The following is a 25379-nucleotide window of genomic DNA, read 5'->3' as shown; positions in this document are numbered from 1 at the left end:
ATAATGGCAGAAAACATACTAACTGTAGAGAACCTTAACATCGCGTACCAAGGTGTGCCTGCTGTTATGGATGTAAACTTTACCTTGGAACGCGGTAAGGTATTGACCATTGTAGGGGAATCTGGATCCGGTAAGACTACTGTGATCCGGGCCCTTATGGGTTTGTTGCCTGCAGGTGGTGAGGTCACAGATGGTACAATGATCTTTAATGGTCAAGACCTTCGCACCCTATCTAAGTCAGAATGGAGATCCATACGTGGCAAAGACATGGCCATGATTTTCCAAGATAGCGGTAGTGCACTCGATCCGATTGTACGCATTGGTAAACAATTTAGAGAACTATTCAAAGCTCACATTGAAATCTCCAATGACGAATGTGATCGTCGTGCTATTGAATTATTAGAGTCTGTTGCGTTACCTAATTGCGCAGATATCCTTCGCCGCTATCCACATGAGCTGTCTGGCGGTCAACGCCAACGTGTTGGTATTGCCATGGCATTAGCATTAGACCCAGCATTACTCATCGGTGATGAACCAACATCTGCTCTAGACGTGACAACACAATCTCAAGTTGTTATGCAAATGATGGAATTATCTAAAGTGCATAATTCCGCTATCGTTATGGTAACCCATAACCTTGGTGTGGCGGCGTATATGTCCGATTACATCATCGTTATGAAAAAGGGCCGTGTTGTAGATGCAGGTACGCCACAAGAAATCTTAGAAAACCCATCTAATGAATACACAAAACAACTAAAAGATGCGGTACCAACATTGGAAGGAGGTCGTTACATTGACTAACTACGCAGTAGAAATTAAAAATGTATATAAACGATTCCCACTTCCTACTGGTGGCGAACTTGAGGCATGTAAAAATATCAATATCACCCTTGAAAAAGGGGAATCTCTTGGTATTGTAGGTGAATCCGGCTCTGGTAAAACAACATTGGTTCGTATGATTATGAAAATGTTGCCTATTACAGAAGGTGAAATCTATGTCGATGGTGTTGAAATTCAACATATGAATGCAGAACAAACAAAGGAATACCGTAAAAAAATTCAAATGGTATTCCAAGATCCATCTGCTGCATTTAACCCACGCATGAAGGTTAAGGATATTATCCTTGAACCACTATATAATTTTGGGCTTCTTGAAAAGGGAAAAGAAGAACAAATCGCTGGTGATTATCTTGAAATGGTAGATTTACCGCGCGAGTTCATGCATCGATTTCCTCATGAGATGTCTGGTGGTCAACGTCAACGTGTAGCTATTGCACGAGCTATCGTTTTGGAACCTGAAATCCTCGTATTCGATGAGGCAACGAGTGCCCTTGATGTATCTGTGCAAGACTCTATTGCCTATCTACTCGCTAGATTGCAAAAGAAACGGAATTTAACATATTTGTTCATCGCTCATGATATTGCTTTCATTCGTACTATGTGCCATAAGGTTGTAGTCATGTATAAAGGGGCTATCGTTGAAGAACTAGATGCGTTCCATCTAGCAGATGCTAAACATCCATATACAAAGGTGTTATTGAGTTCTATTTTTGAAATTGGTAAACCACACAATCCATTATCGATGGATACCATTACTAATGATACAAATATATAATCTTATTGGTGAAAGCCTTCGCGTATGCGAAGGCTTTTATCTTTTCTATTTGCTAAATATATATTAGATGATTGAGAACTTTCGATAAATAGGATATGATAAAGATATTTTACGCGTATGAGTCAAAAAGGTGAATTGAAGGATTCTAATTTGAGGTCTGCTCTTATTGCTGGCATAGATCGTGATAGCTATGCTAAAAACCTTTTGAAAAATACATTCATAGCTGGTAAGGCACCATTGCCGCCTAGCCTTGATTATGGATTTAAACAATTAAAGGATACCAATCCATATGATCCTAATAAGGCTAAAACTTTATTAGCTAAGTCTGGTTGGACAGATACCAATGGGGATGGCCTTGTAGATAAAAATGGTCAAAATCTCTCGCTAGTTTTATATACTTATACATCAAGACCTGAATTGACGCTTTATGCGGAAGCAATGCAGGCGGATTATAAGAAAATTGGTATTGACGTACAGATTAAAATTGTCGATTATACGATGCTTGATGAACTAGCTAAAACCGGTGATTATGATTTATTGGTTTCTAGTGTCGTTACTGCTAATACGGGTGACCCTGTGTGGTTTTTAAAACAATATTGGGGTAGTAATATCGATGGAGATAATCCGAATAATGGTTCTGGATTTAATAACTCCCGTTTTGATGAACTTACGGCACTTGCAGGCTCTACGCTAGATGCTACAATCGCACGCAATGCTATCATCAATGCCCAACAAATTTTGCTCGATGAAAATGCTACCATATTCCTTGGATATCCTAAGATTAATATGATTGGTAAAAGCTATCTAAAGGGTATTCACACATCACCTAGTGAATACTATGTAATCACGAAAGATTTGAAAAAAGAATAAGTAGTATTGATTTAGACACAATAAAAGGACCAGCTATAAGGCTGGTCCTTTGTGTTGTTCAATTATTATTTTTTGCTGTCTACTGCATCGAGGTCATTCATATCCACCTCGTTAGCACGGCCAATCATGCGATTATATTTTACATATAATTGCGTATATGCTTCGCCATAGGAGGAGTTGATAATGATGTAATTTCTTGCTTCTGCAATAAATTCTTTTACAGCATCTTGATATTGTTTAACCGCAGCTTGCGTTTCTGGTTTTGTACCCGGTTGCAAGTCATTCAAGCGTTTTGTAATTTCTTGTAGATTGGTTTCGACCTTTTGTGTATCTGTATTACCATCAGGATCGATAATATCTATGGTTTGAGATAATAGTATATTTAATTCAATAAAATTAACTGCATTGACTCTGTTTTCATCAGCAAATTCTTTCATGCGTTCTGTATATAATTCGTTATTACGATTTTCAAGTGCTAAATCGTATGCATTATAGGCTGCATTGAATTGATCTGCTAATGGTACATATTGGCTAGCTAAGTTATCACTGCCTACAAAATTATCTTTTTCAAAAGTTCGATCTGTATAGTAGTTTTGAAGTTGGTCAGCTACAGGAATTAATTGCGATAAGATGGTAAGTAACTCATCTGTCGCTTTATTTACATCCTCATATGGTGTAGAGCTTTCTTCTTTAGCTGCTTCAAGCTGAGCTTTTAATTTCTTATAGTCAGGTAATGTTACAGACGTATTATGTGTATGATTGCGCAATTCTTCAAGGGTTGGTTGTATTTGATAGGTATAGGCAACACTATTCAAATTAAATGTATCAGCAGCCTCAATATAAGGTCGTAAGGCATTGATCTTGTCCTCAATTGTAGAGCGATATAATATTGTAGTTGCTTTATTGGATAGGAAATGATAAGCGAAATAAATCCCACCACCAATAACAGCAATTCCTAGAATTACGGCTAAGATTAATTTAATATAACCCTTTTTCAATTGCCAATACTCCTTATAAAACGTGTTTGTGAAAAAATATCTATACTTTATATTCTATACAGTTGATATCAGTATTATTATAGCATAGATTAAAGGGGCAAAAAAGATACATATAACTGATAATTATTAAATAAATATGAATAATATATACAAATCATATATAAATTATTATCAAATTTTGTTTTAATGCATAACTCTGGGAGTAAAACTTGTAGGCTGCTATAATGGTATATATATGATCGTATAAGGGAGTATACAATGCAAGATTCTAAGATTATGAATAACTTTTTTACAACAGAGCTCATTGCTAATGGGGAAGGTCGTAATGTTTTATCTGCTATTGAAGATGGCTTACGAAGCTGTGATGAGTTTCTTATTAGTGTTGCTTTTATAACAGACGATGGATTATTAGTTCTAAAACCAATTTTGAAAGAATTAGAAGGACGAGGTGTAAAGGGGCGTATTTTAACGACGGATTATCTTGGATTTAATAACCCTAAAGTATTAGATGATTTAGGACAGTTAAAGAATATAGAGCTTCGAGTATATTGCACTACTAATGGTAGTAAGCATGGTTTTCATACAAAGGGGTATATTTTTAAACAAGAACAGTCATATCAAATTATTGTAGGTAGTTCTAATTTAACAATTAATGCACTTAAGAAAAATAGAGAGTGGAATACTAGGGCCAAATCTAATGTAAATGATACTTATACTAAAGAAGTATTAGAGGAGTTTGAATTGTATTGGAATTCCGAGTTTACTATGGAATATTCGGAGTTCTTGCCTTGGTATCGACCTAGATGGGAACGCTCTAATCGTCTCTCCCTAAAAAATATTGCTGAACAGGTGAAGTTAAAAGGCTCGTTGAAATTAGAGCCTAATCTAATGCAACAGCAGTTTATAGATAACTTTAATGAATTACGTCATCAGAATGAAAGTAGAGGCTTATTAATTTCTGCCACTGGTACTGGTAAAACGTATGCGGCAGCATTTGCAATGCGAGAAATGCGACCTAAACGATTGTTATTTCTAGTACATCGCGAGCAAATTGCCAATCAAGCACTCAGTAGTTTTCAACGGGTGTTTGATGATCAATCCATTTCTTTTGGTATTGTTTCTGGTAATGTAAAACGTTTTGATGCGGATTATGTATTCTCTACTATGCAAATGATGGGTAGAAATGAGATTTTGCAAAAATATAATCCAGATGACTTTGACTGTATTATTATCGATGAAGTGCACAGGGCTGGGGCTGAAAGTTATCAAAGAATTATTGATTATTTTAAGCCAAAATTCTTATTAGGTATGACTGCTAGTCCAGAACGTACGGATGGATATGATTTATATAACTTATTTCATCATAATATTGTATATGAGATTCGTTTAGAACAGGCTTTAGCGGAGGACTTATTATGTCCATTCCATTACTTTGGGATAAGTGACCTCTGGATAGATGGTAAAGAGATTAATCTTGAAGAGGATACTATTAGTTTCTCCAACTTATCGGAAGGGGAACGTGTTGATAAAATCATAGAGAAAATTCGTTATTTTGGCCATAGTGGAAGTCGCGTTAAGGGATTGGTGTTCTGCAGCAATAAAAAAGAGGCTAAGGAATTATCCGATGCATTTAATCTTAGAAAGTTTAGGACAATTTCGTTGACTGGTGATAATTCGCAAGCAAAACGTGAAGATGCTATAGCTCGTTTGACTGGTACTGGAGCTTATCAAGGCTTCGTAGATGATCAACTAGACTATATATTTACAGTAGATATTTTCAATGAAGGCGTAGATATTCCTGAAGTAAACCAAGTCATTATGTTACGTCAAACAGAAAGCCCTATTGTATTTATTCAGCAGTTAGGTCGTGGATTGCGTAAATTTGAAGATAAGGAATATGTGGTTATCTTAGATTTTATAGGTAATTATTCTAATGGCTATATGATACCGTTGGCTTTATCCGGTGATAGGAGCTATAACAAGGATACACTACGTAAATATGTACAATCCGGTAATCGTATTATTCCTGGGACGTCAACAGTTCATTTTGATGCGATAGCTAAAAAACGTATTTTTGCTGCTATAGATACGGCTAATTTGAGTAGTGCTAAACTTATTAAAGAAGCCTATTTAGATTTGAAATATAAGCTGGGTCATATTCCTAGAATTAAAGATTTTAAGGATTACGGATCTATTGATATTACAAAAATTTTTACTAAATATAAGTCCTATCATCATTTCTTAACTCAAATAAAGGATAAAGATTATAAGATAGTTTTTACGCCAGTTCAGGAACAGATGTTACACTTTATCTCTCAAAAATTGGCGACAGGGATGCGCGTTAGAGATTTATTGGCACTACGACTTTTGTTAGAGGGACAGAATAACATCATTAAATCTGTAACGGAGGTTTTAAGAGGTGAGTATGATGTTGAATTGTCTGATATCGGAAAAACTAATCTCATTAATCTTTTAAGTAATCAGTTCTCTGTGTCGTTAACTAAAAAGACGTTTAAAGATTGTATTTTTATTGCGCCTGATGGCGATGACTATTCCATTTCTGATTGCTTTAAGACTGCATTAGAAGATGATTATTTTAGAGACCATATTAATGAGCTTATAGAGTTTGGCTTGGACAGATATCATAGTAAATATAGACCATCTATCTTGAAACCAACGCCATTTGCTCTTTATGAAAAATATAATTATGAGCAAGTATGTCAATTGTTAGAATGGGCACAAAATGAAGTGCCATTAAATATTGGCGGATATAAATATCATCGTGATACTAAGACGTATCCCCTCTTTATAAACTATCATAAAGATGAAGGAATACAGGATAGCATAAAATATGAGGATAGATTTGAGTCGCCTACTTTGCTAAAAGCAATTTCTAAAAATAACCGGTCCTTTACCTCTGATGATGTAACCACCGCGTTTGATGCAGATAAACTGGGCGTAGCAATGCATCTATTTATGCGTAAAAATAAAGATGACGAAGAGTCAAAAGAGTTTTATTATTTAGGCCCTATTCACTCGACGGGGAGAGATAACGCAGAGGAAATTACAATGGCAAGTGATACAAAGGCTGTAGAGCTTGAGTATAGATTAGATGTTCCTGTACGTGACGATATATATGATTATTTATTAAATGGATAGGTGTGAATCATTTTATGACTAGAAAACATATAGAAGTTGTTGCTGCCATAATTCAAAAGGGCAACGCTATATTAGCGACTCAACGAGGATATGGTGATTTAAAAGATGGTTGGGAATTTCCTGGCGGTAAGATTGAACCTGGAGAAGCGCATGATGAAGCTTTGATTCGTGAAATTAAAGAAGAATTACAAGCCAATATTAATGTAGGTGAAAGACTAATTACTATTAACTATAATGGTTATGAAAAATTTGATCTTACTATGCATTGCTATTTGTGCACGTTAACAGAAGACTCACATGTAACATTGTTAGAACACGAAGCAGCTAAATGGTTGACTAAGGAGACTTTGTACTTTGTAGATTGGTTGCCGGCAGATATAGAGGCAGTTGATGCTTTATATAAACGTTTATAATTGAGATTCATTTGTATATCCTAGCCCCCTCGTATATAATGGTATTAACAGATTTGTATTTTTCGATATAATCACATGAAAGGAGTCATTATGTCTAATTTCATTACTCCTAACGAATTATTACCTATCATGGATGAGGTTATCATCCTCGATGCAAGAGGGTTTCAAGATTATAAACGAGGTCATATTAAAGGCGCTTTTCCCGTCGATATAGATAAGGATTTGACCGGCCCTATCGGTGAACATGGGGGACGTCATCCGTTGCCGGATATGGAGCAATTGGCGAAAACCTTCGAGACATTTGGTATTAATGAAAACTCTAAGGTCGTTGTCTATGATTCTTGGATTTTCTTGGCTGGTCGTCTCTGGTGGACCTTGCGCTACATGGGCCTTAAAGATGTCCGCGTTTTATCTGGCGGTATTGAAAGATGGGTGAAAGAAGGTCATTTGTTGACTAAGGATCCTACCCCTTTGCCTACAGAACCAACGACATTTAACTATACATTACAAACGGATATGACCATGAGTCGTAATGAGGTATTGGAGGCGAGTAAGTCCGGTTCTCATGTTATCGTCGATGCTCGCGCACCAGAACGTTATGATGGTTCGGTGGTCGATGTTATGGATGGCATGACAGGACATATTCCGGGGGCTGTTAACCATTTTTATGAAAGTGGATATACTTCGGAAGGTCCTCGGTCTATTAAGGACTTAGAAAATGAGTTCTACAATGAAATCTATCAACAAAAACCTGTTGTTACCTATTGTGGATCTGGTGTTACCGCATGTAATGCTCTACTTGTTATGAGTGAAGCGGGACTTAACTCTGCTTTGTATGTAGGCAGTTCTAGTGATTGGGTAACCTATGATGAATTCCCAATTCAAACGGGGGTTGAAACATTATGAGAATGTTAAATCATATTTTATCGGTCGTTGCATTTGCTTATTTATGCTATCATTTGTATACCTACGGCGCTGGTCTATTCAATGTAACGGTTATGATTATCTTTTTGTTATCCGTTGTGGCGAATTACTTTAGATATCGTAAGGAAAATGAAATGAAAGCCAATGAAGCATCGCGACAAGCACGCGCTCAAGCTAAGCATGATCGAAAACATAAACATGCTCGTGAAAGCTAACTTTCACAAATAATATTGTATATAAATGCCTTATAAGGAGTATCAATGAAATTAATATCTTGGAATGTAAATGGATTGCGTGCAGCTGTAACAAAAGGCTTTATCGATTCCTTTAACGAATTAGATGCAGATATTTTTTGCTTGCAAGAAACAAAATTACAACCCCATCAAATTGAATTAGAATTACCAGGTTATGAACAGTTTTGGAATAGCGCAGTGAAAAAAGGCTATAGTGGAACCGCTGTGTTCACGCGTGTTAAACCAATTTCTGTAACGAATGGTATTGGCATTGAAGAGCATGATCAAGAGGGACGCGTTATTACTGCTGAATACGATAATTTTTATCTTGTTTGCTGCTACACGCCGAATAGTCAACGTGAATTGGCGCGTTTAGGCTATCGTATGACTTGGGAAGATGCGTTCCGTGCATACCTATTAGAATTGGATAAGAAGAAACCGGTTATTCTCTGTGGCGACCTCAATGTGGCTCACAATGAAATCGATTTGAAAAATCCTAAAACAAATCGTAAGAACGCTGGCTTCTCCGATGAAGAACGAGCTAAGATGACAGAATTGTTAGAGTCTGGTTTTACCGATACATTCCGTTATTTGTATCCTGATGCGGTTGATGAATATAGCTGGTGGTCCTACATGGGCAAGGCTCGCGATAGAAACGTGGGATGGAGAATTGACTACTTTATTACATCTAAACGGTTGGACGACAAAATTAAAGAGGCCAAAATCCATCAACAAATCTTTGGTAGTGATCATTGTCCAGTGGAACTCGATATTGAATTATAATATGTGATATGGTGAAAGCTTGGCTTCATATATCGATACTAACGTATAAAGCCTCATCTACGGATGAGGCTTTCATAAGGAGGAACGATGGCACAAAAGCAAAAAGCCGTTGTATTATTTAGCGGCGGCGTAGATAGCACAACATGTTTGGCGCTCGCCATTGAGCGATTTGGCAAAGAGAATGTGGTGCCCTTATCCATACAATACGGCCAAAAACATAGCAAGGAATTAGAGGCTGCAGCCAACGTATTATCATACTACGGCATAGAAGGCAAAACGATGGATGTAACAAAACTGTTTGCATTCAGTAATTCATCCCTATTGAAGCAGTCCACAGAGGACGTCCCTACTGGTTCCTACAAGGAACAACAAGATGAACATGGGGAAGGACCCGTTAGCACCTATGTACCATTTAGAAATGGCCTGTTCCTATCCGCTGCGGCATCCTTAGCATTATCCCTTGATTGTGGTTATATCTATTATGGCGCCCATGCCGATGATGCAGCTGGCAATGCATATCCAGACTGCACAGAAACATTCTACACATCTATGGGTAATGCCATCTTTGAAGGCTCCGGCCAAGAATGCTCCCTTGAAGCACCATTCATTAATTGCAACAAAGCCGACGTAGTCCGCGAAGGCCTTCGTCTAGGCGTGCCGTACCAACTTACCTGGTCCTGCTACGAAGGCGGTGAACGCCCGTGCGGCCATTGCGGCACCTGCATCGACCGCCAAGAAGCCTTCCACGCCAACGGCATAGAAGACCCGTCATATTAATTGAGCGCCGTTTGGCGGGCGGATGTTAGGTTAGCGTAAAGAATGCAATTGAGCATAAACCGTTATGCCGTAGAATTGATTGCTTTCACAGAGCGCTTTAGTAGGTCGAGGCCTTCTCCCGAAGACTCGTCAAAATAGATGTTCGCCGTTTGGCGGACCAATGTTAGCATAACGTAAAGCATGCAATTGAGCATATACCGTTATGCAATAGAATTGATTGCTTTCGCAGAGCGACTTTAGTAGGTTAAGGCCCTATGCGGAAAATCCGTTTATTAGTTGAGCGCCGTTTGGCGGGCGGATGTTAGGTTGGCGTAAAGAATGCAATTGAGCATAAACCGTTATGCTAAAGAATTGACTACTTCTACAGAGCGACTTTAGTAGGTCGAGGCCCTCGGCCGAAGACCGTTAAGCTAGCTGGAGCGGTTGTAGAAGTAGTCAATTCTGTCTGCACTACAGTACCTAGCCGAAATTAAAGAATTATGATATGATAATCATACCGCCAAACGGCGAACAACTACATAAGACAGTTTGAAACCATCCTGTCTCTAAACAAAACTACGGAAAACATAAGCACATTCGAGCATGGTAGTTTTGCCATGCTCTTTTTTATTGAAAAGGAGGTGAGTGCATGATTTCTACACGAAAATTAACGATTTCTGCTATGGTAGTAGCATTGTATATTGTTCTTATTTATCTAACCCAAGGAATTTCCTTCGGTGCGTACCAAATTCGTATAGCTACATCTTTATATGCACTTGCTTATGCCTTTCCGTTCTTAATCGTTCCTATGGGCATAGGTAACCTCATTTCTAATTTCTTGTTCGGTGGCCTTGGCATCCTTGATATGGTAGGGGGCTTTGGTGTTGGTATTTTGACGACTGGTATCATCGTATTGATGCGCCGTGCTGGACTTAGCGCATGGTGGGCGATGCTGCCAATCATCTTAGTACCTGCATTATGCGTGCCATTGTGGCTTAGTCCACTCGTAGGTGTTCCGTACTGGGCATTGGTGATCAATTTATTGATTGGTCAAACAATCCCAGGCATCGTAGGTGCTACATTGGTGAAAGCTCTCGCATCTCGCCGTACAGTAGCCGCTTTGATGAATGCCATTAAATAACTACATAGTATGAAATATAAAATGACTGACTTTCACAATGGAAAGCCAGTCATTTTACTATATGGAATTGTTGGAGAATAACCTTAGCAATTGTAGCCACGAAGTGTTGCTTCGATGACGAGTCGTTCGAGGGCTACCATGTATGCAGCTAGGCGAGGTGCTACATTGTATTTTTGTTGCATTTGCCATACTGCTTCAAAGCTGTTTTGCATATTTCTAGTGAGGCGCTCATTTACCTCTTCGAGGGACCAGTAGAAGCCAGCTTTGTTTTGTACCCATTCATAGTAGGATACAACTACACCGCCACCATTAGCGAGTACGTCAGGAATAATATCGATGCCTTTTTCAAAGAAGTATTTATCCGCATCATTTGTAGTTGGACCATTAGCACCTTCTAAGATAATCTTAGCACGTACATTTTCCATGTTGTCCTTGTTAAGTTGATTTTCAAGGGCTGCTAGATAGAGGATATCCACATCTTGGGCTAACAATTCTTCACCGGTAATGGTAGTCATGCCTGGCTCGGTGTAACCAACCAAGGAACGGCCATGAGAATTAGCATATTCATAAGCTTTTTCAACATCGAGGCCATTTGGATTGTATAGATTAACAGCTACGTCGCCGATAGCTACAACCTTAGCACCCGCTTCTGCAATGAGGCGAGCACCAACGGACCCTACATTACCAAAGCCTTGAACGGCGACAGTCATGTTTTTAATATCTAAGCCTTTTTTAGCTAAATAGCATTGCAATGCGATAAGGCAACCGCGTCCGGTAGCTTCATTACGGCCTAGGGAGCCGCCTACTTCGATAGGTTTACCTGTAACGATACCTGGGCTCCATTCGCCTTTTAATGTGCTGTATTCGTCAACAATCCAGCTCATGATTTGTGCATTTGTATTTACATCTGGAGCAGGAACGTCGGTATTAACACCGATGATAGGTGCAATGCGACGTACAAAGTTACGCGTTAACCGTTCTAATTCGCGAGGGTTCAATGTTTTAGGATCAACCTTGATGCCCCCTTTACCACCACCATAAGGGATATTAGCGATAGCATTTTTTATAGTCATCCAAGCCGCTAATGCACGAACTTCGTTTTCATCAGAATCTGGGTGAAAACGAAGACCGCCCTTGGCACTGCCACGCAATGTGGAGTGTTGGCAACGATAGCCTTCATATACGCGGACTTCGCCATTGTCTAGTTGGAGTGGAACGGATACCTTTAGTTCTCGTTCTGGATGGCGTAGTACTTCATAATCATTTCTTGTGTAGCCAAGCTTTTCGGCCGCTACATCAAGTGTGTTTAACATGTTTTCATAGGGATTATAGTTTTGCATATAAAAGTCCTCCTGATAATTCAGAATCAATGGATCGTTTAAATGTCTTGCTATTTATTGTATTCGACATGTACGAATGAATACCCTACATACAATGTTAACTATATTCTATAGTTGGATATGATTGTAAATAGTTAGAGCTTTCACAAAAAATAGGGCCCTTATTCCAAAGAATAAAGACCCTAAGAATCGGTATATATTATTTTTCGATTGTATCTTCTACAGGTGTAGCAGGTACAGAGGAATCTGTAGTTTGACCTTCGCCCCACCATACAATACCGAATGTATGATTAAGAACGGAACGGTTAAATACAGGGGTATCGATACCGGCTTTACGTTGTTTGATGTAATCATCAAGCGCAAGACCTGCGGTACGTCCCATACGAACGATGGAGCTAATGTTTGTTAACACTAAGAACGCCATGAATAAGTCGGCTAAGTTCCATACAAGATCAAGGGATGCGATAGAGCCGATGAATGTCATTAGGACTACGCCGATACGGAATAAATGGAGACAATATTTTTTGTCTGTTAAGTGGCTAATGTTGATTTCACCATAATAGTAGTTACCGATAAGGGAACTAAAGGAGAACATTACGATGAATACAGCAACAGCAGTAGGTGCCCAGGAACCAAGCTCTTGAGCTAGGTTGTGTTGCACAAGTGCTACACCTGTAAGACCGGTTGTGCTATAGTCGCCAACCATGAGAACGATAAACGCAGATGCTGTACAGATAATGAATGTATCTAGGAATACACCGAATGCTTGAACAAGGCCTTGTTCTACAGGGTGATTAACAGCGGCTGTTGCAGCTGCATTTGGTACAGAACCTTCACCGGCTTCGTTGGAGAATAGACCACGTTTAATACCGTTCATTACAGTAGCGCCTAATAGACCGCCACCGGCTGCAGATGGTTCAAATGCAGATGTAACGATTGTATAGATTACATGAGGGAATTGGCTGATATTGGAGATGACTACGAATAAGGCAGTCGCAATGTAAAGAACAGCCATGATTGGAACGATAATTTCAGATGCTTTGGCAACGCGGCTAATACCACCAAAGATGATAAGACCAACAAGTACGGCTACAACAATACCCGTATAGGCTACATCAAAATTGAAAATTTGAAGGGATGCAGCCAATGTGTTGGCTTGTACAGAGTTGTAAATCCAACCATAGGTAATGCTGATTAAAATAGCGAATAAAACTGCTAGAAATTTGTTGTTAAGACCATAGCGGATATAGTAGGCAGGACCGCCGTAGAAACCGCCTTTGGCAACAGGTTCCTTGTAAATTTGAGCGAGTGTACTTTCAATAAAGCCAGTAGCAGCACCGATAAGGGCGATAACCCACATCCAGAACACGGCGCCAGGACCGCCGAGTACAACGGCGATAGCGATACCAGCGATGTTACCAACACCTACGCGAGATGCGGTACTAACGCAGAATGCTTGGAATGAGGATACATGGTTCTTTTCTGTTTTAGAACCAGCGCCAGACGCGACAAGGCGAACCATTTCCTTAAACATGCGGATTTGGACGGCACCAGTGGTCATTGTAAAGAAGAGACCAGCACCGATGAGAATAAAGATGATCAAGTAGTTCCACAGGTAGGTATTGACCGTGGAGACTGCATCATTGAGTAGAGCTTCCATAAAACTCACCTTTCTTTAATAACACTATAAAATTTGTATCTATTGTACCAAAAAATGAAACATTCTTCTATAGAATATAACAAACACGCATACATAAATACAATTTATATCTATGTATGCGTGTAGTATGTAGTCATCTAGGAGTTTCTAGTATTATATATCCTCTGTACTAAAGGACTTGGCATCCTCCATGCCTTGTAATAAGGTTTGTTCAGAATGTTCCATGTGGATACGCGCTAGTTTACGAGCTTGTACCGCGTTATGGGATGCGATGGCTTCGACCAAGAGGCGATGCTCTTCCCACGTTTTGCGTAACCGGCCTGGTTGGTTCATGGAAAAACTGCGGAATCGGTATGTTTGTTCGCGCAAGTTGTGGACGATGTCTGCTAAGCGTTCATTACGGGAAGCCTTGTAGAGGACCTCATGAAATGCTACGTCTGCGGCTACTACACTATCCATATCTTTGTTTTCCATGTGATCGCCGATTTCCACGAGCATGCGCTCTAACGTTTCTATTTCATCGCTTGTAATGCGCTCTGCTGCAAGACCAGCGGCTAATTCTTCAAGAGCGGAACGGATTTCGAATACTTGGGTAATATCCTTTAACGAAATATTTGCCACATAGGTACCGCGACGTGGAACCATTACGACGAATCCCTCAAGTTCGAGTTTGCGAATAGCTTCGCGGATAGGGGTTCTGCTCACACCGAGTTCTTCGGCGAGAGGAATTTCCATGAGGCGCTCGCCCGGTTTAAGGGTACCGTCCTGAATGGCCGAGCGTAATGTTTCACTCACTACTTCGCTTAATGGTTTATAGGCATCTAGACGTATAGGTTGCAATCGTTTTGTCATTGTACCTCCTCCTGTGTGCAGGTTTTTGTAATTAGTGAAAGCCAGTTATGACCAGCTTTTTTGATCTCTTCTTGTAAGGACAATGCTTGAGCCGGTTTTTCTAATAAGACAACCATGGTAGGGCCACTACCGGTCATGATGGTTGGATAGTCACGGCTCGTAAAGAACTCTTTACACGTAATCAGTTCGTCGTGATCAGGAAATAATAATTCTTCAAATGTATTAGCGCTATTTGTGAAAGCCCCATACATATCATTTTGTTCCAAATGGTGTAATACATTAGTAATTGTATCTGATGTGGCGTTGGACTGGCCGTTATAACGACCGTAGGCTACTGCAGTGGATACAGAAATTTCAGGTTTTACCAATAATAGCCAATGAGGTTCAGGTGATGGATGATAGACGAGTTCTTCGCCGCGACCTGTACCACGAGCAGTGCCACCTTTTAATAAGAATGGTACATCGGAGCCGAGTTTAGCACCTAATGTCAACAACTCATCCATGGTGAGGCGCAAATCCCAAAACTTATTGAGACCTAATAGCATCGCTGCTGCATCTGCGCTGCCACCGCCAAGACCTGCCGCTGCGGGTACGCGTTTCATGAGGTGAATAGCAGCGCCTGCCTTACAGCCTGTATATTTTTGTACTTCGCGCAATGCTTTTAATGCTAAATTGCGTTCATCATAGGGGATGAGATCTTGAATATATTGTGGTAACTCTGGTGCTACACCGGAGAATACAACAGAGTGATGTTTGGCAAAGTAGATAGAGTCCGCTAAACGAATAGACTGGAATATACTGTCGATATTGTGATATCCGTCATCGCGTTTACCAGTAATAGCAAGGCCGATATTAATTTTACTATGACCTAATTGTTCGATACTTTTTGACATAAAATCCTCGATGCGACATATGATTTGTACAAATTTCTATGCCATTCGTATATGAGATTAAAAATGATTGAAAATAAACATTAAGTAGTTTATGATGAAACTGTATATGTATGTAAATATATAGTGATAATGCTATATATTCAATTAATTAATTATAGAATATTTATAGTGAAATGGCAATTTAGGGAGGCCTATATGTGGTCTAAATATAAGGATGATATATATCAATGCATAATCGTTGCCATTGGCTGTGCTATTTTTGGCGCTGGCATCGACGCGTTTGTGTTACCGCACAAATTGGTGAGTACCGGAATTAGTGGTATTGGTCTTACACTCTATTACCTCACAGGACTTTCCGTCGGTACATGGAATGTGATTTTAAACATTCCTATATTTTGGGCGGCTTGGCATTGGCTGGGTAAGCGCGTTGTGGTCAATACCTTGTACGGTACCGTTATGTTGTCCTGGATGGTAGATGCCTTTGACTTCTTGCAATACAATATGGTCATTTCTGATCCATTGTTGAGTTCCATGATGGCTGGTATTACAACGGGGATAGGCCTTGGTATGGTGTATCGCGTTGGCGGTAATACGGGTGGTCTTGATCCGATAGCATTGATTGTTCGAAAATACTATGGACTTCAAATGGGCTCCATTAATAGCGTCATCAATACTGCTATCTTAGCAGCAGCAGTGTTTGTGGTTGGCTTAGAGGCCGTAGCGGTTACACTCGTATCGTTGTATGTATATACGATTATTACAAATAAGGTCGTCATTGGATTTAATCAACGAAAGGTGGCTTTCATCATTACCTATCGAACCTATGAGGTTTGTGATGCGGTTATTAGTAGGGTTGGCCGTGGTGCGACGATTATCAATGGTATCGGTGCTTATACTAGAACGCCGAAACAGATTGTAATGGTAGCTGTTAATTTACTACAAGTCAATAAATTAAAAGAAGTTATAGAAGAAGTGGATAATGAGGCTTTCATTCTTATCACAGATGCACAAGAGGTTATCGGCAAAGGATTCACTACGCCTGTCGTGCCGACGCCGATAGAAAATCTCGTCAAAGAATGTAAGGACAATGCTCATTATATAGAACACAAAGATTAGAATAAGGAGGCTAGCATGGCTCATGCATTAGCAGGAAAACCTGTTCAAGAACAAGATATTATAGATGTACAGACCATTGTAGATGCGTACTTTGATAATGTTCCAGATATGACAAATCCTACACAATTGGTTTCATTCGGTACATCTGGCCATCGTGGTACCTCCGTGGATGGTACATTTACAGACCTTCATGTGGCGGCTATTACACAAGCCATTTGTGATGGTCGTAAACAATTTGGTGCTACTGGGCCTATATTCGTAGGCCAAGATACGCATGCATTATCTCAGCCAGCGCTTGTGACCGTGCTTGAGGTATTAGCTGGTAATGGCGTTACAGCTATGGTAGATTGTGATATGGATTTCGTTCCAACTCCTTCTGTATCACGCGCTATTATTCGATACAATGAAGAACATGACGATAAGGCGGACGGTATCATTATTACACCATCTCACAACCCACCTGATAATGGCGGCATTAAATATAATACGATTATCGGTGGTCCTGCTGATACGGTAGTGACAAAATGGATTGAGATGCGTGCCAACGAGTATTTGACTGCCTATTGTGAAAGCGAGGACTTTAAGCGCATTAGCATAGATAATATTGAACCTACTGCACAAGTGCCATATGACTATAAAGGCTTATATGTGGAAGAATTAGGCGATGTTATTAATATGGAGGCCATTAAAGCGGCCGGTCCAAAGGTATTGGTGGACACATTAGGTGGTAGCGGTGCCAGCTATTGGAATGCTATCAAGGAACGATATGGTCTCGATCTAACCATCATTCATGATGATTATGATCCGACCTTTAGTTTTATGACTTACGACCATGATGGCAAAGTTCGTATGGACTGTTCTTCCACTTATGTGATGGCTTCGGTTATTAATCGAATCGGGGATTTTGATTTAGCAGTTGGCAATGACCCTGATTATGATCGTTATGGCATTGTAGTATCCAGTGGACTTATATCAGCTAATACCTTTTTAACATTAGCAGCTCGCTATTTATTTACCACGCGCGGATGGAAAAATAAAGGTGTTGGTAAGACTGTCGTATGCACTACTATGATTGATAAATGGGCTGCTGATGCTGAAACTCCTGTGTTTGAAGTACCTGTAGGCTTTAAATATTTTTCACAGCTTTTATTTGATGGAGCCATTGGCATAGGTGGTGAAGAAAGTGCGGGCGCTTCCTTCTTGAAAAAGGATGGCACTGTTTGGACTACCGATAAAGATGGTATGATTATGGCTTTGTTAAGTATGGAAATCATGGCCGTTATGGGAAAATCTGCACTAAAAATGGCTGACGAATTTGTTGAGGAGTTTGGAAATCCAAGTTTTGGCCGTATTGATGCACCATGCAAAAAAGAGCAAAAACAAATCCTAAAACAAATGAGTGCTGAATTAATTACTGCCACTACTGTTGATGGTGATCCCATCACGAATATTCGTACCACATCATTGTACAATGATATGCCAATCGATGGTGTACGCGTAGAAACTGATAAAGGCTGGTTCGTAGCTAGACCATCTGGTACAGAAGATTTATACAAAATTTATGGTGAAAGTTACAAAGGCGATTTAGGTCTTGTGGCACTACTCACTGCAGGTGAGGAAATTGTCAATGCTGCATTAAATGGCACCATAGAGACTGAATGAGTATTCTCATAAAGTTTTCACGCTCTTAATATGATATATGTGATATAATATATTAATATAGTTTATAGAATGAATGAATTTTCATTTACATAGTTTGTAGTGAGTCAGAAAAGGTGATTGTATGAAATTAGTAGTTACCGTAGTTGGTGTCGACCGTGTAGGTATCATTGCTGGTGTCAGCAGTATTTTGGCAGACCATAAGGTAAATATCTTATCTATTAACCAAACAATTCTAGATGGTTTGTTTAATATGATTATGATGTGTGAAACCGAAACTAACGACGTAAAAGATTTAACATCTATTCAAGATGCTTTATCCGAACTAGGTAAAACATTAGGCGTAGAAATTCGTGCGCAACATGCTGATATTTTCCTTAGTATGCACCGCGTAGGATAGGGAGGCGCACATGTTATCTATTGACAATATTCTTGAAACGAATCAGATGATTCATGATAACAAGCTCGATGTGCGTACCATTACAATGGGCATTAGCTTGTTAGAATGTGCATCTAGCTCTGGTAAAGAACTCTGCAATCGCATTTATGACCGTATTACTAAAGAAGCTGAACATTTGGTTAAAACCGGTGAGGACATTGAGCGTGAATTTGGTGTGCCTATCATCAATAAACGTATTTCTGTAACACCGATTTCCTTAGTGGCTGGTGGCAGTGATTTAACATCTTATGTACCAATTGCAGAAGCGCTTGACCGCGCAGCCAAAACTGTGGGTGTTAATTTTATCGGTGGTTTTTCTGCACTCGTTACGAAAGGTGAGACTAAAGCTGACCGTATTCTTATCGATTCTATTCCTGAAGCGTTAGCCACAACAGACATCGTTTGTAGTTCTGTTGGTGTTGGTTCCACTAAAACAGGTATCAACATGGATGCAGTTCGTGATATGGGCATTATCGTTAAAAAGACGGCTGACCTTACTAAAGATAATGATGCACTTGGTTGTGCTAAGCTCGTTATTTTCTGTAATCCTGTAGAAGATAATCCATTTATGGCAGGTGCTTTCTTCGGTGTAACCGAAGGTGATAGCGCTATTTCCGTAGGTGTATCTGGCCCAGGTGTTGTAAAACATGCTCTTGAAGCAGTGCGTGGTGAACCATTTGACGTTGTGGCCGAAACTATTAAACGTACGGCGTTCAAAATTACACGTGTTGGTCAATTGGTAGCGCAAGAGGCATCTCGTCGCCTTGGTAAACCATTTGGCATCATCGACTTGTCCTTGGCACCAACGCCTGCAGTAGGTGACTCCGTAGCTCATGTACTTGAAGAAATGGGCTTATCTTCTTGTGGTTGTCATGGCACTACAGCAGCATTAGCATTGTTAAACGATGCGGTGAAAAAAGGTGGCCTTATGGCATCCTCTCACGTAGGCGGTTTAAGTGGTGCTTTCATTCCGGTTTCTGAAGATGCAGGCATGATTGATGCTGTATCTTGCGGTAGTCTATCCCTTGATAAATTAGAAGCTATGACTTGTGTATGCTCCGTAGGTCTTGATATGATTGCTATTCCTGGCGATACATCAGCAGATACAATCTCTGCTATTATTGCCGATGAATCCGCTATTGGCATGATTAATAATAAAACAACAGCTGTACGCGTTATTCCTGTTCCTGGTAAAACCGTTGGCGAAGTTGTTGAATTTGGCGGCCTTCTTGGCTATGCTCCAATTATTGAAGTAAGCCCATACAGTGCGGCTGAGTTTATTGCTCGTGGCGGTCGTATTCCAGCACCTATTCGCAGCTTAACAAACTAAGTTGAAGCCTCGAATTTATTGAATTCGAGTTGTTGGAGGTGTACTTATGAGTGAGTATGTGCCTGATTATGTGTGGGCCTTTGTGTTGGCTCTCGTCATAACCTTTGCACTAACCCCCTTGGTTAAGCGATTTGCTGTTGCCGTAGGGGCCATTGATAAACCTGATGCTCGTAAAGTGCATCATGGTGCTATTCCCCGTCTTGGTGGATTGGCTATTTTTCTTGGTTATATGGGATCTGTGCTATTTAATAACAGTATTCCTCATGACCATAAATTATTCGGGTTCGTATTGGGTACTGTAATTTTAGTACTTGTTGGTATTTGGGACGATATCCGACAAATTGAACCGAAGACGAAATTGATGGGGCAAATTATTGCTGCCGCCATTCTTGTGGCCTATGATATTCGCGTAGACTTTATCAACCTCCCTTGGGGTGGTGTCGTTTATTTGAAGTATTGGGCCATTCCGTTGACCATATTCTGGATTGTAGGATTTACAAATATTGTCAATCTTATCGATGGGCTTGATGGCTTGGCAGCAGGGATTTCCTTTATCGCTTGTATTGCCGTATGTGCGATGACATTACAATTAGGTCAAATTGATTTAGCTTGTATCGCATTGGCTCTTGCAGGTGCTACGGTAGGTTTCTTGCGGTATAATTTTAATCCCGCTAAGATATTCATGGGGGATACTGGATCGATGCTCCTTGGCTATACTTTAGCAGCTATATCTGTTATGGGTACCGTTAAAACGGCAGCTACTATTGCTTTAGTTGTACCAGCTATCGTTCTTGGTTTACCTATATTAGATACATTGTTTGCTATCGTACGCCGTAAGATTAGTGGAAGACCTATCTTTAAACCCGATAAAGGTCATGTACACCATCGTTTGTTGGCACAAGGATTATCTCAAAAACAAGCAGTATTGATGATGTATGCCGTTACAGCTATCTTTGGTGGTGTTTCGGTTATCGTTGCAGAGGTTAATGCTTGGATTGGTTGTGTACTAGTCTTGGCCATTTTCCTATGTAGTATCTATGTGGCTCGTCGCTTGGGTGTTATTACACATAGTGATGCGGCGGGACATCCCTTACCACGCCCTACAATTGAACGTAGCGATTTAGATGAAACTATTTCGTTTGATCGCAAAGAATTGGCAAAAGCATTAGAGCATTCAGATGATGACTCTAAAAAAGAGTAACCAATGTAGGGGCGCATTGCGCCCCTTTTTTATTAGACTCTGTGGAGGATGAGTAAATGTTGAAAGTAATGACTATCTTTGGTACAAGACCAGAGGCAATCAAAATGGCTCCGCTAGTAAAAGCCTTAGAAGCGGCACCAGATATGGAGCCAATTGTAACTGTAACAGCACAACATAGAGATATGCTCGACCAAGTGTTGCGCCTGTTTGACATTACGCCTGATTATGATTTGAATATCATGAGCCAAGGTCAAACGTTGTATGATGTAACAAATCGTGCATTGATGGGATTAAAATCCGTTTTAGAAGAAGCAAAACCTGATGTCGTACTCGTTCATGGTGATACGACAACAACCTTTGCAGGTGCGTTGGCATCCTTTTACCAAGAAATCCCAGTAGGTCATGTAGAGGCAGGCCTTCGTACAGGTGATATTTACTCTCCATTCCCAGAAGAGATGAACCGCAAATTAACAGGTTCCTTGGCAACATATCATTTTGCACCTACCGCTAGTTCTGAAGCGAATTTAAAACGAGAAAATATTAATACAGAACACCTGTATGTAACAGGTAATACCGTAATTGATGCACTAGATACAACGGTAAAAGACAACTATGTATTCGATGATGCTGCTATTAATGCACTTGATCCTAATAAGCGCACAGTTCTTGTTACCACACATCGTCGTGAAAACCTCGGTGAACCTATGCGTCATGTATACCAAGCGATTCGTGACTTATTAAACGATTTTGACGATATTCAAGTGGTGTTCCCAGTACATAAAAATCCTAAGGTTCGTCAAGTGGTTCAAGAGGAATTAGGCGATGTGGATCGCGTAACGCTCATCGATCCTCTAGATTATGAACCGTTTGCAAACTTGATGGCTAAGTCCTACTTAATTCTTACAGATTCTGGCGGGATTCAAGAAGAGGCTCCGGCTCTTGGTAAACCGGTTCTCGTATTGCGCGATACTACAGAACGTCCAGAGGCTGTTGATGCTGGTACAGTTCGCCTTGTAGGTACTGATAAAGAGGCGGTATATAAAGCTGCTTATGAGCTATTACACGATGAAGCAGCCTATAAGACAATGTCAAATTCTGTTAACCCTTATGGTGATGGCAAGGCATCTGAACGTATTTTACAAGCGTTGCGTCATGAGTTCTTAGGCGATGCTAATCGACCAGATCGATTTGGTAAATAATATGGACAAGGATATGGTGAAAGCTCTGGCGATGGCAACATCGGCAGGGCTGACCCTGCTATTTTGTATCGGTGGATTTATCTGGATTGGATATAAACTGGATACATGGATGGATAGCATGCCACTATGCATGGTTATTCTCGGCTTAATCGGTGCCGTAACAGGCTTTTATATGTTATATAAACAGGTTAAATAGTGAGGTGTTTATGAATCAATATATTAAATTCATACGTCATGTGCTATGGGCCTGTTTTTTTGTTACCTTTTTAGGCCTACTCATCCAATACATTGTGGGCTGGAACCAGTATATGCTCGGCTGGTTATGGGGCATGTTGACCATGATGGTCTATTTAGTACTATTAGGTTTACACAGTAAAGGCTTGGCTTATGGGAACTCACATCAGGCAGTAGCCAAGGCTCGGCGTCAAATGATGTGGCGCTTGGCATTGATTGGTGCATTTGTAGTTATAGGCTTACAAATACCAGGTGTAAAAGTTGAGAGTTTATTCATTGCAATTGTACTTATACAGCCTGTTCTGTATATCGTATTTTGGCGATTAAGTAAGTAATAAAATTTATTACATTGGTAGATAAGGTTAAATCGCATGAAATAAGGGCTTAACATACTTCTAGTATAATTTTTAAATGCATAAAATGCATTTTTGATATGTAAAACACGAATTGTTTACTCCGGAAGTGTTGATTATATACCTATAAAGAGGTATGATAATACATAGATATATATTATATGGATATATATAAAATTTATATTGCTACCTGAGAAAGGGGTTGAGTCTGTGGAACTACATGCAGGTCACCATCAAGTAGTACAGTGGCTAGGATTATCGTTTAATATCGATACATTAATTGCCACCTGGATTACGATGGCGATCGTCATCATCATTTCCTTACTTGCTACGCGAAATCGAGCTTTAGTGCCTTCAGGTGTACAAAATGTAGTGGAAACTATATTAGAAGCATTGGAAGGTCAACTATCGCCAACGCTTGGCAAACACTGGCCGATGGTGAGTTCATTGTTATTCACATTCTTCTTATTTATCTTTGTTGGTAATGAACTTGGGTTGTTGCCAACGCTACATGCTGTTACATCGCCTACGGCGGATATTAATACAACAGCAGCACTCGCATTGTGCAGTAGCTTTATAGTTTGGGGAATGGGGATTAAAATTAAGGGCTTATCTTATTTTAATCATTTCTTACAGCCTTATAAGGCTATGCTAGTTCTAAACATATTTGAAGAAATAGCAAAACCTATCACATTAGCTTTCCGTCTATTTGGTAATATTGTAGCTGGCGAAATTTTATTGGAAATCCTTTATAATTTGCCTTGGTTCGTACCTGTACCATGGGTTTGGATTGCTTTTAGTTTATTTATTGGTATCATTCAAGCTTTTATTTTTACAGTTCTAACAGCCAACTATTTAGGCATGGCATTAAGTGAAGAACATTAATTTTAATGGAGGATTAATTATGGAAGTTCAAGGTTTATTCGCATTAGCTGCGGCAATCGCAGTAGGTTGTGGTGCTATCGCTGCAGGTATTGGTGACGGTATGGTAGCTAGTAAAGTTATTGAAGGTATTACACGTCAACCAGAATTACGCGGTCAATTAATGTCCACAATGTTCGTAGCTATCGGCTTAATCGAAGCTATGCCTATCATCGGCGTAGTAGTTGCTTTCATTTTATTGTTCAGATAATAGCGAGGAGGAACGACCTTGGTAGATTTAACACTAGGGACAATTCTTGCTCAAATGCTAAACTTTTTTATATTAGTTTGGATTTTAGCCCGTTTTGCATATAAACCTTTGGTTTCTATGATGCAAGAGCGTAAAGACCGCATTGCTAAGGATTTAGCAGATGCTCAAAATGCTCGTAATGAAGCGGAACAATTCAAAGCTGACTACGCTGCGCAAATTGCAAATGCTCGCCAAGAGGCTCAACAAATTGTTGAAAAAGCAGTGCAACAAGCAGAAGCGACTACGCGTGAACAATTGGCAGCAGCTCGTGAACAAATTGAACGTGAAAAAGAACGAGCTCGTCAAGATATCGTAAACGAACGTGATCGTGCTATGAATAATTTGCGCAATGAAGTTATTTCCTTATCCGTTGCAATGGCGACTAAGGTTGTGGCAAAAGATATGGACAGCGAAACTAATACAAAATTAATTGAAGACGCTATTGCGAAACTTGATAGTAAAACGATAGGGTTGTGATATTATGAGCACAGAAATTGTAGCAGATAAATACAGTTCAGCTATGTTAGAGCTAGCTCAAGAACAAGGTAATTTAGTAACTACAGAAGACAATCTTTTATATGTGGCCTCTGTTCTTAATGAACAACCAGAATTGGTAGGATTTATTAATAATCCTATTGTGGAAGCAGATGCAAAGATTTCTTTACTTGGAAAGGTCTTTGGTACTGCTGTAGAAAAGACAGTACTTCATTTCATGTATGTCATGGTTAAACGTGGCAGATATCGTTATTTGCAAGATACAATTAGAGCTTTCATAAAAAAATCTCGCGAAGCACGTGGCATTTTGGAAGCTGTTGTTACTGTAGCAGAACCGTTAACTGATACATTGCGTGATGATGTACAAGCTAAATTACAAGCGATGACCGGCAAAGAGGTTATTTTATCGGTACGTCAAGACCCTACGATTATGGGTGGTCTTATCATTCAAATCGGTGATAAACGCATTGATGGATCGATTGCACGTCGCTTAGACGAATTGAAAAAAACGTTAGTACGAACTGACTCTATTAGATTGGGGTGAA

The 25379-nt window shown here is 39.8% G+C and carries 27 protein-coding genes; 22 read left to right on the top strand and 5 right to left on the bottom strand.

Annotated elements, in window-relative coordinates:
- The first annotated feature begins 3 nt into the window (after nucleotides 1-3).
- The 3 genes from VIHSUH07_RS01410 (at nucleotide 4) to VIHSUH07_RS01400 (ending at nucleotide 2485) form a co-directional block, all read left to right on the top strand.
- Nucleotides 4-801 carry an ABC transporter ATP-binding protein gene (locus VIHSUH07_RS01410; RefSeq protein WP_005384001.1) on the top strand — a complete coding sequence of 266 codons (798 nt, stop codon included), beginning with the start codon at nucleotides 4-6 and terminating at the stop codon, nucleotides 799-801.
- Entirely contained in the window at nucleotides 794-1615 is an 822-nt protein-coding gene (locus VIHSUH07_RS01405) for an ABC transporter ATP-binding protein (RefSeq protein ID WP_105083606.1), read from the top strand. Before VIHSUH07_RS01410 ends, VIHSUH07_RS01405 begins: the two co-directional genes overlap by 8 nt.
- Nucleotides 1616-1732: 117 nt before the next feature.
- The gene (locus tag VIHSUH07_RS01400; RefSeq protein WP_233187786.1) at nucleotides 1733-2485 is read left to right on the top strand and encodes an ABC transporter substrate-binding protein; all 753 of its coding nucleotides are present in this window, start codon (nucleotides 1733-1735) and stop codon (nucleotides 2483-2485) included.
- Nucleotides 2486-2550: 65 nt separating this feature from the next.
- On the opposite strand, the gene VIHSUH07_RS01395 is transcribed toward VIHSUH07_RS01400, so the two are convergent.
- Nucleotides 2551-3483 (bottom strand): DUF3829 domain-containing protein, encoded by a 933-nt coding sequence (locus VIHSUH07_RS01395; protein ID WP_105083605.1) that lies wholly within the window; start codon nucleotides 3481-3483, stop codon nucleotides 2551-2553.
- 258 nt (nucleotides 3484-3741) lie between these two features.
- Here VIHSUH07_RS01395 and VIHSUH07_RS01390 point away from each other — a divergent pair, with 258 nt between their 5' ends.
- The 7 genes from VIHSUH07_RS01390 (at nucleotide 3742) to VIHSUH07_RS01360 (ending at nucleotide 10892) form a co-directional block, all read left to right on the top strand.
- Nucleotides 3742-6642, top strand: a complete 2901-nt coding sequence (locus VIHSUH07_RS01390) for a DEAD/DEAH box helicase (RefSeq protein WP_105083604.1) — start codon at nucleotides 3742-3744, stop codon at nucleotides 6640-6642.
- Between the two features lie 14 nt (nucleotides 6643-6656).
- Entirely contained in the window at nucleotides 6657-7055 is a 399-nt protein-coding gene (locus tag VIHSUH07_RS01385; protein ID WP_105083603.1) for a (deoxy)nucleoside triphosphate pyrophosphohydrolase, read from the top strand.
- Between the two features lie 90 nt (nucleotides 7056-7145).
- On the top strand, nucleotides 7146-7961 hold the full coding sequence (locus VIHSUH07_RS01380; protein ID WP_005377087.1) for a sulfurtransferase: 816 nt from the start codon (nucleotides 7146-7148) through the stop codon (nucleotides 7959-7961).
- Complete coding sequence (locus VIHSUH07_RS01375) at nucleotides 7958-8194, top strand: hypothetical protein (RefSeq protein WP_005383988.1); 237 nt, start codon at nucleotides 7958-7960, stop codon at nucleotides 8192-8194. Before VIHSUH07_RS01380 ends, VIHSUH07_RS01375 begins: the two co-directional genes overlap by 4 nt.
- A gap of 45 nt (nucleotides 8195-8239) precedes the next feature.
- Nucleotides 8240-8995 (top strand): exodeoxyribonuclease III, encoded by a 756-nt coding sequence (locus tag VIHSUH07_RS01370; protein ID WP_105083602.1) that lies wholly within the window; start codon nucleotides 8240-8242, stop codon nucleotides 8993-8995.
- An 87-nt stretch (nucleotides 8996-9082) separates the two neighbouring features.
- Entirely contained in the window at nucleotides 9083-9772 is a 690-nt protein-coding gene (gene queC, locus VIHSUH07_RS01365) for a 7-cyano-7-deazaguanine synthase QueC (RefSeq protein WP_105083601.1), read from the top strand.
- Between the two features lie 628 nt (nucleotides 9773-10400).
- Nucleotides 10401-10892, top strand: a complete 492-nt coding sequence (locus VIHSUH07_RS01360; protein WP_009661691.1) for a QueT transporter family protein — start codon at nucleotides 10401-10403, stop codon at nucleotides 10890-10892.
- Between the two features lie 83 nt (nucleotides 10893-10975).
- On the opposite strand, the gene VIHSUH07_RS01355 is transcribed toward VIHSUH07_RS01360, so the two are convergent.
- The 4 genes from VIHSUH07_RS01355 to ispE form a co-directional block, all read right to left on the bottom strand.
- A complete protein-coding gene (locus tag VIHSUH07_RS01355) occupies nucleotides 10976-12232 on the bottom strand; it encodes a Glu/Leu/Phe/Val family dehydrogenase (protein ID WP_105083600.1) in 1257 nt (418 codons plus the stop codon).
- Nucleotides 12233-12431: 199 nt separating this feature from the next.
- On the bottom strand, nucleotides 12432-13892 hold the full coding sequence (locus VIHSUH07_RS01350; protein WP_105083599.1) for an alanine/glycine:cation symporter family protein: 1461 nt from the start codon (nucleotides 13890-13892) through the stop codon (nucleotides 12432-12434).
- Nucleotides 13893-14045: 153 nt separating this feature from the next.
- Nucleotides 14046-14744, bottom strand: coding sequence for a GntR family transcriptional regulator (locus VIHSUH07_RS01345; protein ID WP_105083598.1), 699 nt, complete (start codon nucleotides 14742-14744; stop codon nucleotides 14046-14048).
- Complete coding sequence (gene ispE, locus VIHSUH07_RS01340; RefSeq protein ID WP_105083597.1) at nucleotides 14741-15637, bottom strand: 4-(cytidine 5'-diphospho)-2-C-methyl-D-erythritol kinase; 897 nt, start codon at nucleotides 15635-15637, stop codon at nucleotides 14741-14743. Before ispE ends, VIHSUH07_RS01345 begins: the two co-directional genes overlap by 4 nt.
- Before the next feature lie 195 nt (nucleotides 15638-15832).
- Between ispE and VIHSUH07_RS01335 the strand changes: the two genes are divergently transcribed.
- From VIHSUH07_RS01335 to atpH, 12 genes are all read left to right on the top strand, one after another.
- Nucleotides 15833-16753 (top strand): YitT family protein, encoded by a 921-nt coding sequence (locus VIHSUH07_RS01335; RefSeq protein WP_105083596.1) that lies wholly within the window; start codon nucleotides 15833-15835, stop codon nucleotides 16751-16753.
- Between the two features lie 15 nt (nucleotides 16754-16768).
- Nucleotides 16769-18415 carry a phosphoglucomutase gene (locus VIHSUH07_RS01330; RefSeq protein ID WP_105083595.1) on the top strand — a complete coding sequence of 549 codons (1647 nt, stop codon included), beginning with the start codon at nucleotides 16769-16771 and terminating at the stop codon, nucleotides 18413-18415.
- A gap of 121 nt (nucleotides 18416-18536) precedes the next feature.
- On the top strand, nucleotides 18537-18812 hold the full coding sequence (locus VIHSUH07_RS01325) for an ACT domain-containing protein (RefSeq protein ID WP_016476477.1): 276 nt from the start codon (nucleotides 18537-18539) through the stop codon (nucleotides 18810-18812).
- Nucleotides 18813-18822: 10 nt separating this feature from the next.
- Nucleotides 18823-20181 (top strand): PFL family protein, encoded by a 1359-nt coding sequence (locus VIHSUH07_RS01320; RefSeq protein ID WP_009661679.1) that lies wholly within the window; start codon nucleotides 18823-18825, stop codon nucleotides 20179-20181.
- Nucleotides 20182-20227: 46 nt separating this feature from the next.
- Nucleotides 20228-21382, top strand: a complete 1155-nt coding sequence (locus VIHSUH07_RS01315; protein WP_105083594.1) for a glycosyltransferase family 4 protein — start codon at nucleotides 20228-20230, stop codon at nucleotides 21380-21382.
- 56 nt (nucleotides 21383-21438) lie between these two features.
- On the top strand, nucleotides 21439-22581 hold the full coding sequence (wecB, locus tag VIHSUH07_RS01310) for a non-hydrolyzing UDP-N-acetylglucosamine 2-epimerase (protein ID WP_105083593.1): 1143 nt from the start codon (nucleotides 21439-21441) through the stop codon (nucleotides 22579-22581).
- Between the two features lies 1 nt (nucleotide 22582).
- Nucleotides 22583-22777, top strand: a complete 195-nt coding sequence (locus VIHSUH07_RS01305; RefSeq protein ID WP_105083664.1) for an AtpZ/AtpI family protein — start codon at nucleotides 22583-22585, stop codon at nucleotides 22775-22777.
- A 10-nt stretch (nucleotides 22778-22787) separates the two neighbouring features.
- The gene (locus VIHSUH07_RS01300; protein WP_105083592.1) at nucleotides 22788-23150 is read left to right on the top strand and encodes a Tat pathway signal protein; all 363 of its coding nucleotides are present in this window, start codon (nucleotides 22788-22790) and stop codon (nucleotides 23148-23150) included.
- Nucleotides 23151-23378: 228 nt separating this feature from the next.
- Nucleotides 23379-24053 (top strand): F0F1 ATP synthase subunit A, encoded by a 675-nt coding sequence (gene atpB, locus VIHSUH07_RS01295; RefSeq protein WP_105083591.1) that lies wholly within the window; start codon nucleotides 23379-23381, stop codon nucleotides 24051-24053.
- A gap of 19 nt (nucleotides 24054-24072) precedes the next feature.
- Nucleotides 24073-24300, top strand: coding sequence for a F0F1 ATP synthase subunit C (atpE, locus tag VIHSUH07_RS01290; protein WP_005377043.1), 228 nt, complete (start codon nucleotides 24073-24075; stop codon nucleotides 24298-24300).
- Nucleotides 24301-24318: 18 nt separating this feature from the next.
- Nucleotides 24319-24816, top strand: a complete 498-nt coding sequence (gene atpF, locus VIHSUH07_RS01285) for a F0F1 ATP synthase subunit B (protein WP_105083590.1) — start codon at nucleotides 24319-24321, stop codon at nucleotides 24814-24816.
- A 4-nt stretch (nucleotides 24817-24820) separates the two neighbouring features.
- The gene (gene atpH / locus VIHSUH07_RS01280) at nucleotides 24821-25378 is read left to right on the top strand and encodes an ATP synthase F1 subunit delta (protein WP_105083589.1); all 558 of its coding nucleotides are present in this window, start codon (nucleotides 24821-24823) and stop codon (nucleotides 25376-25378) included.
- Nucleotide 25379: the final 1 nt, after the last annotated feature.

It is taken from the genome of Veillonella sp. T34266-5, from assembly GCF_002959815.1.
In the GTDB taxonomy this organism is placed as follows: Bacteria; Bacillota; Negativicutes; order Veillonellales; family Veillonellaceae; genus Veillonella; species Veillonella atypica.
The sequence above is the reverse complement of the archived record's forward strand: the minus strand, read 5'-3'. Positions and strand labels throughout refer to the sequence as shown.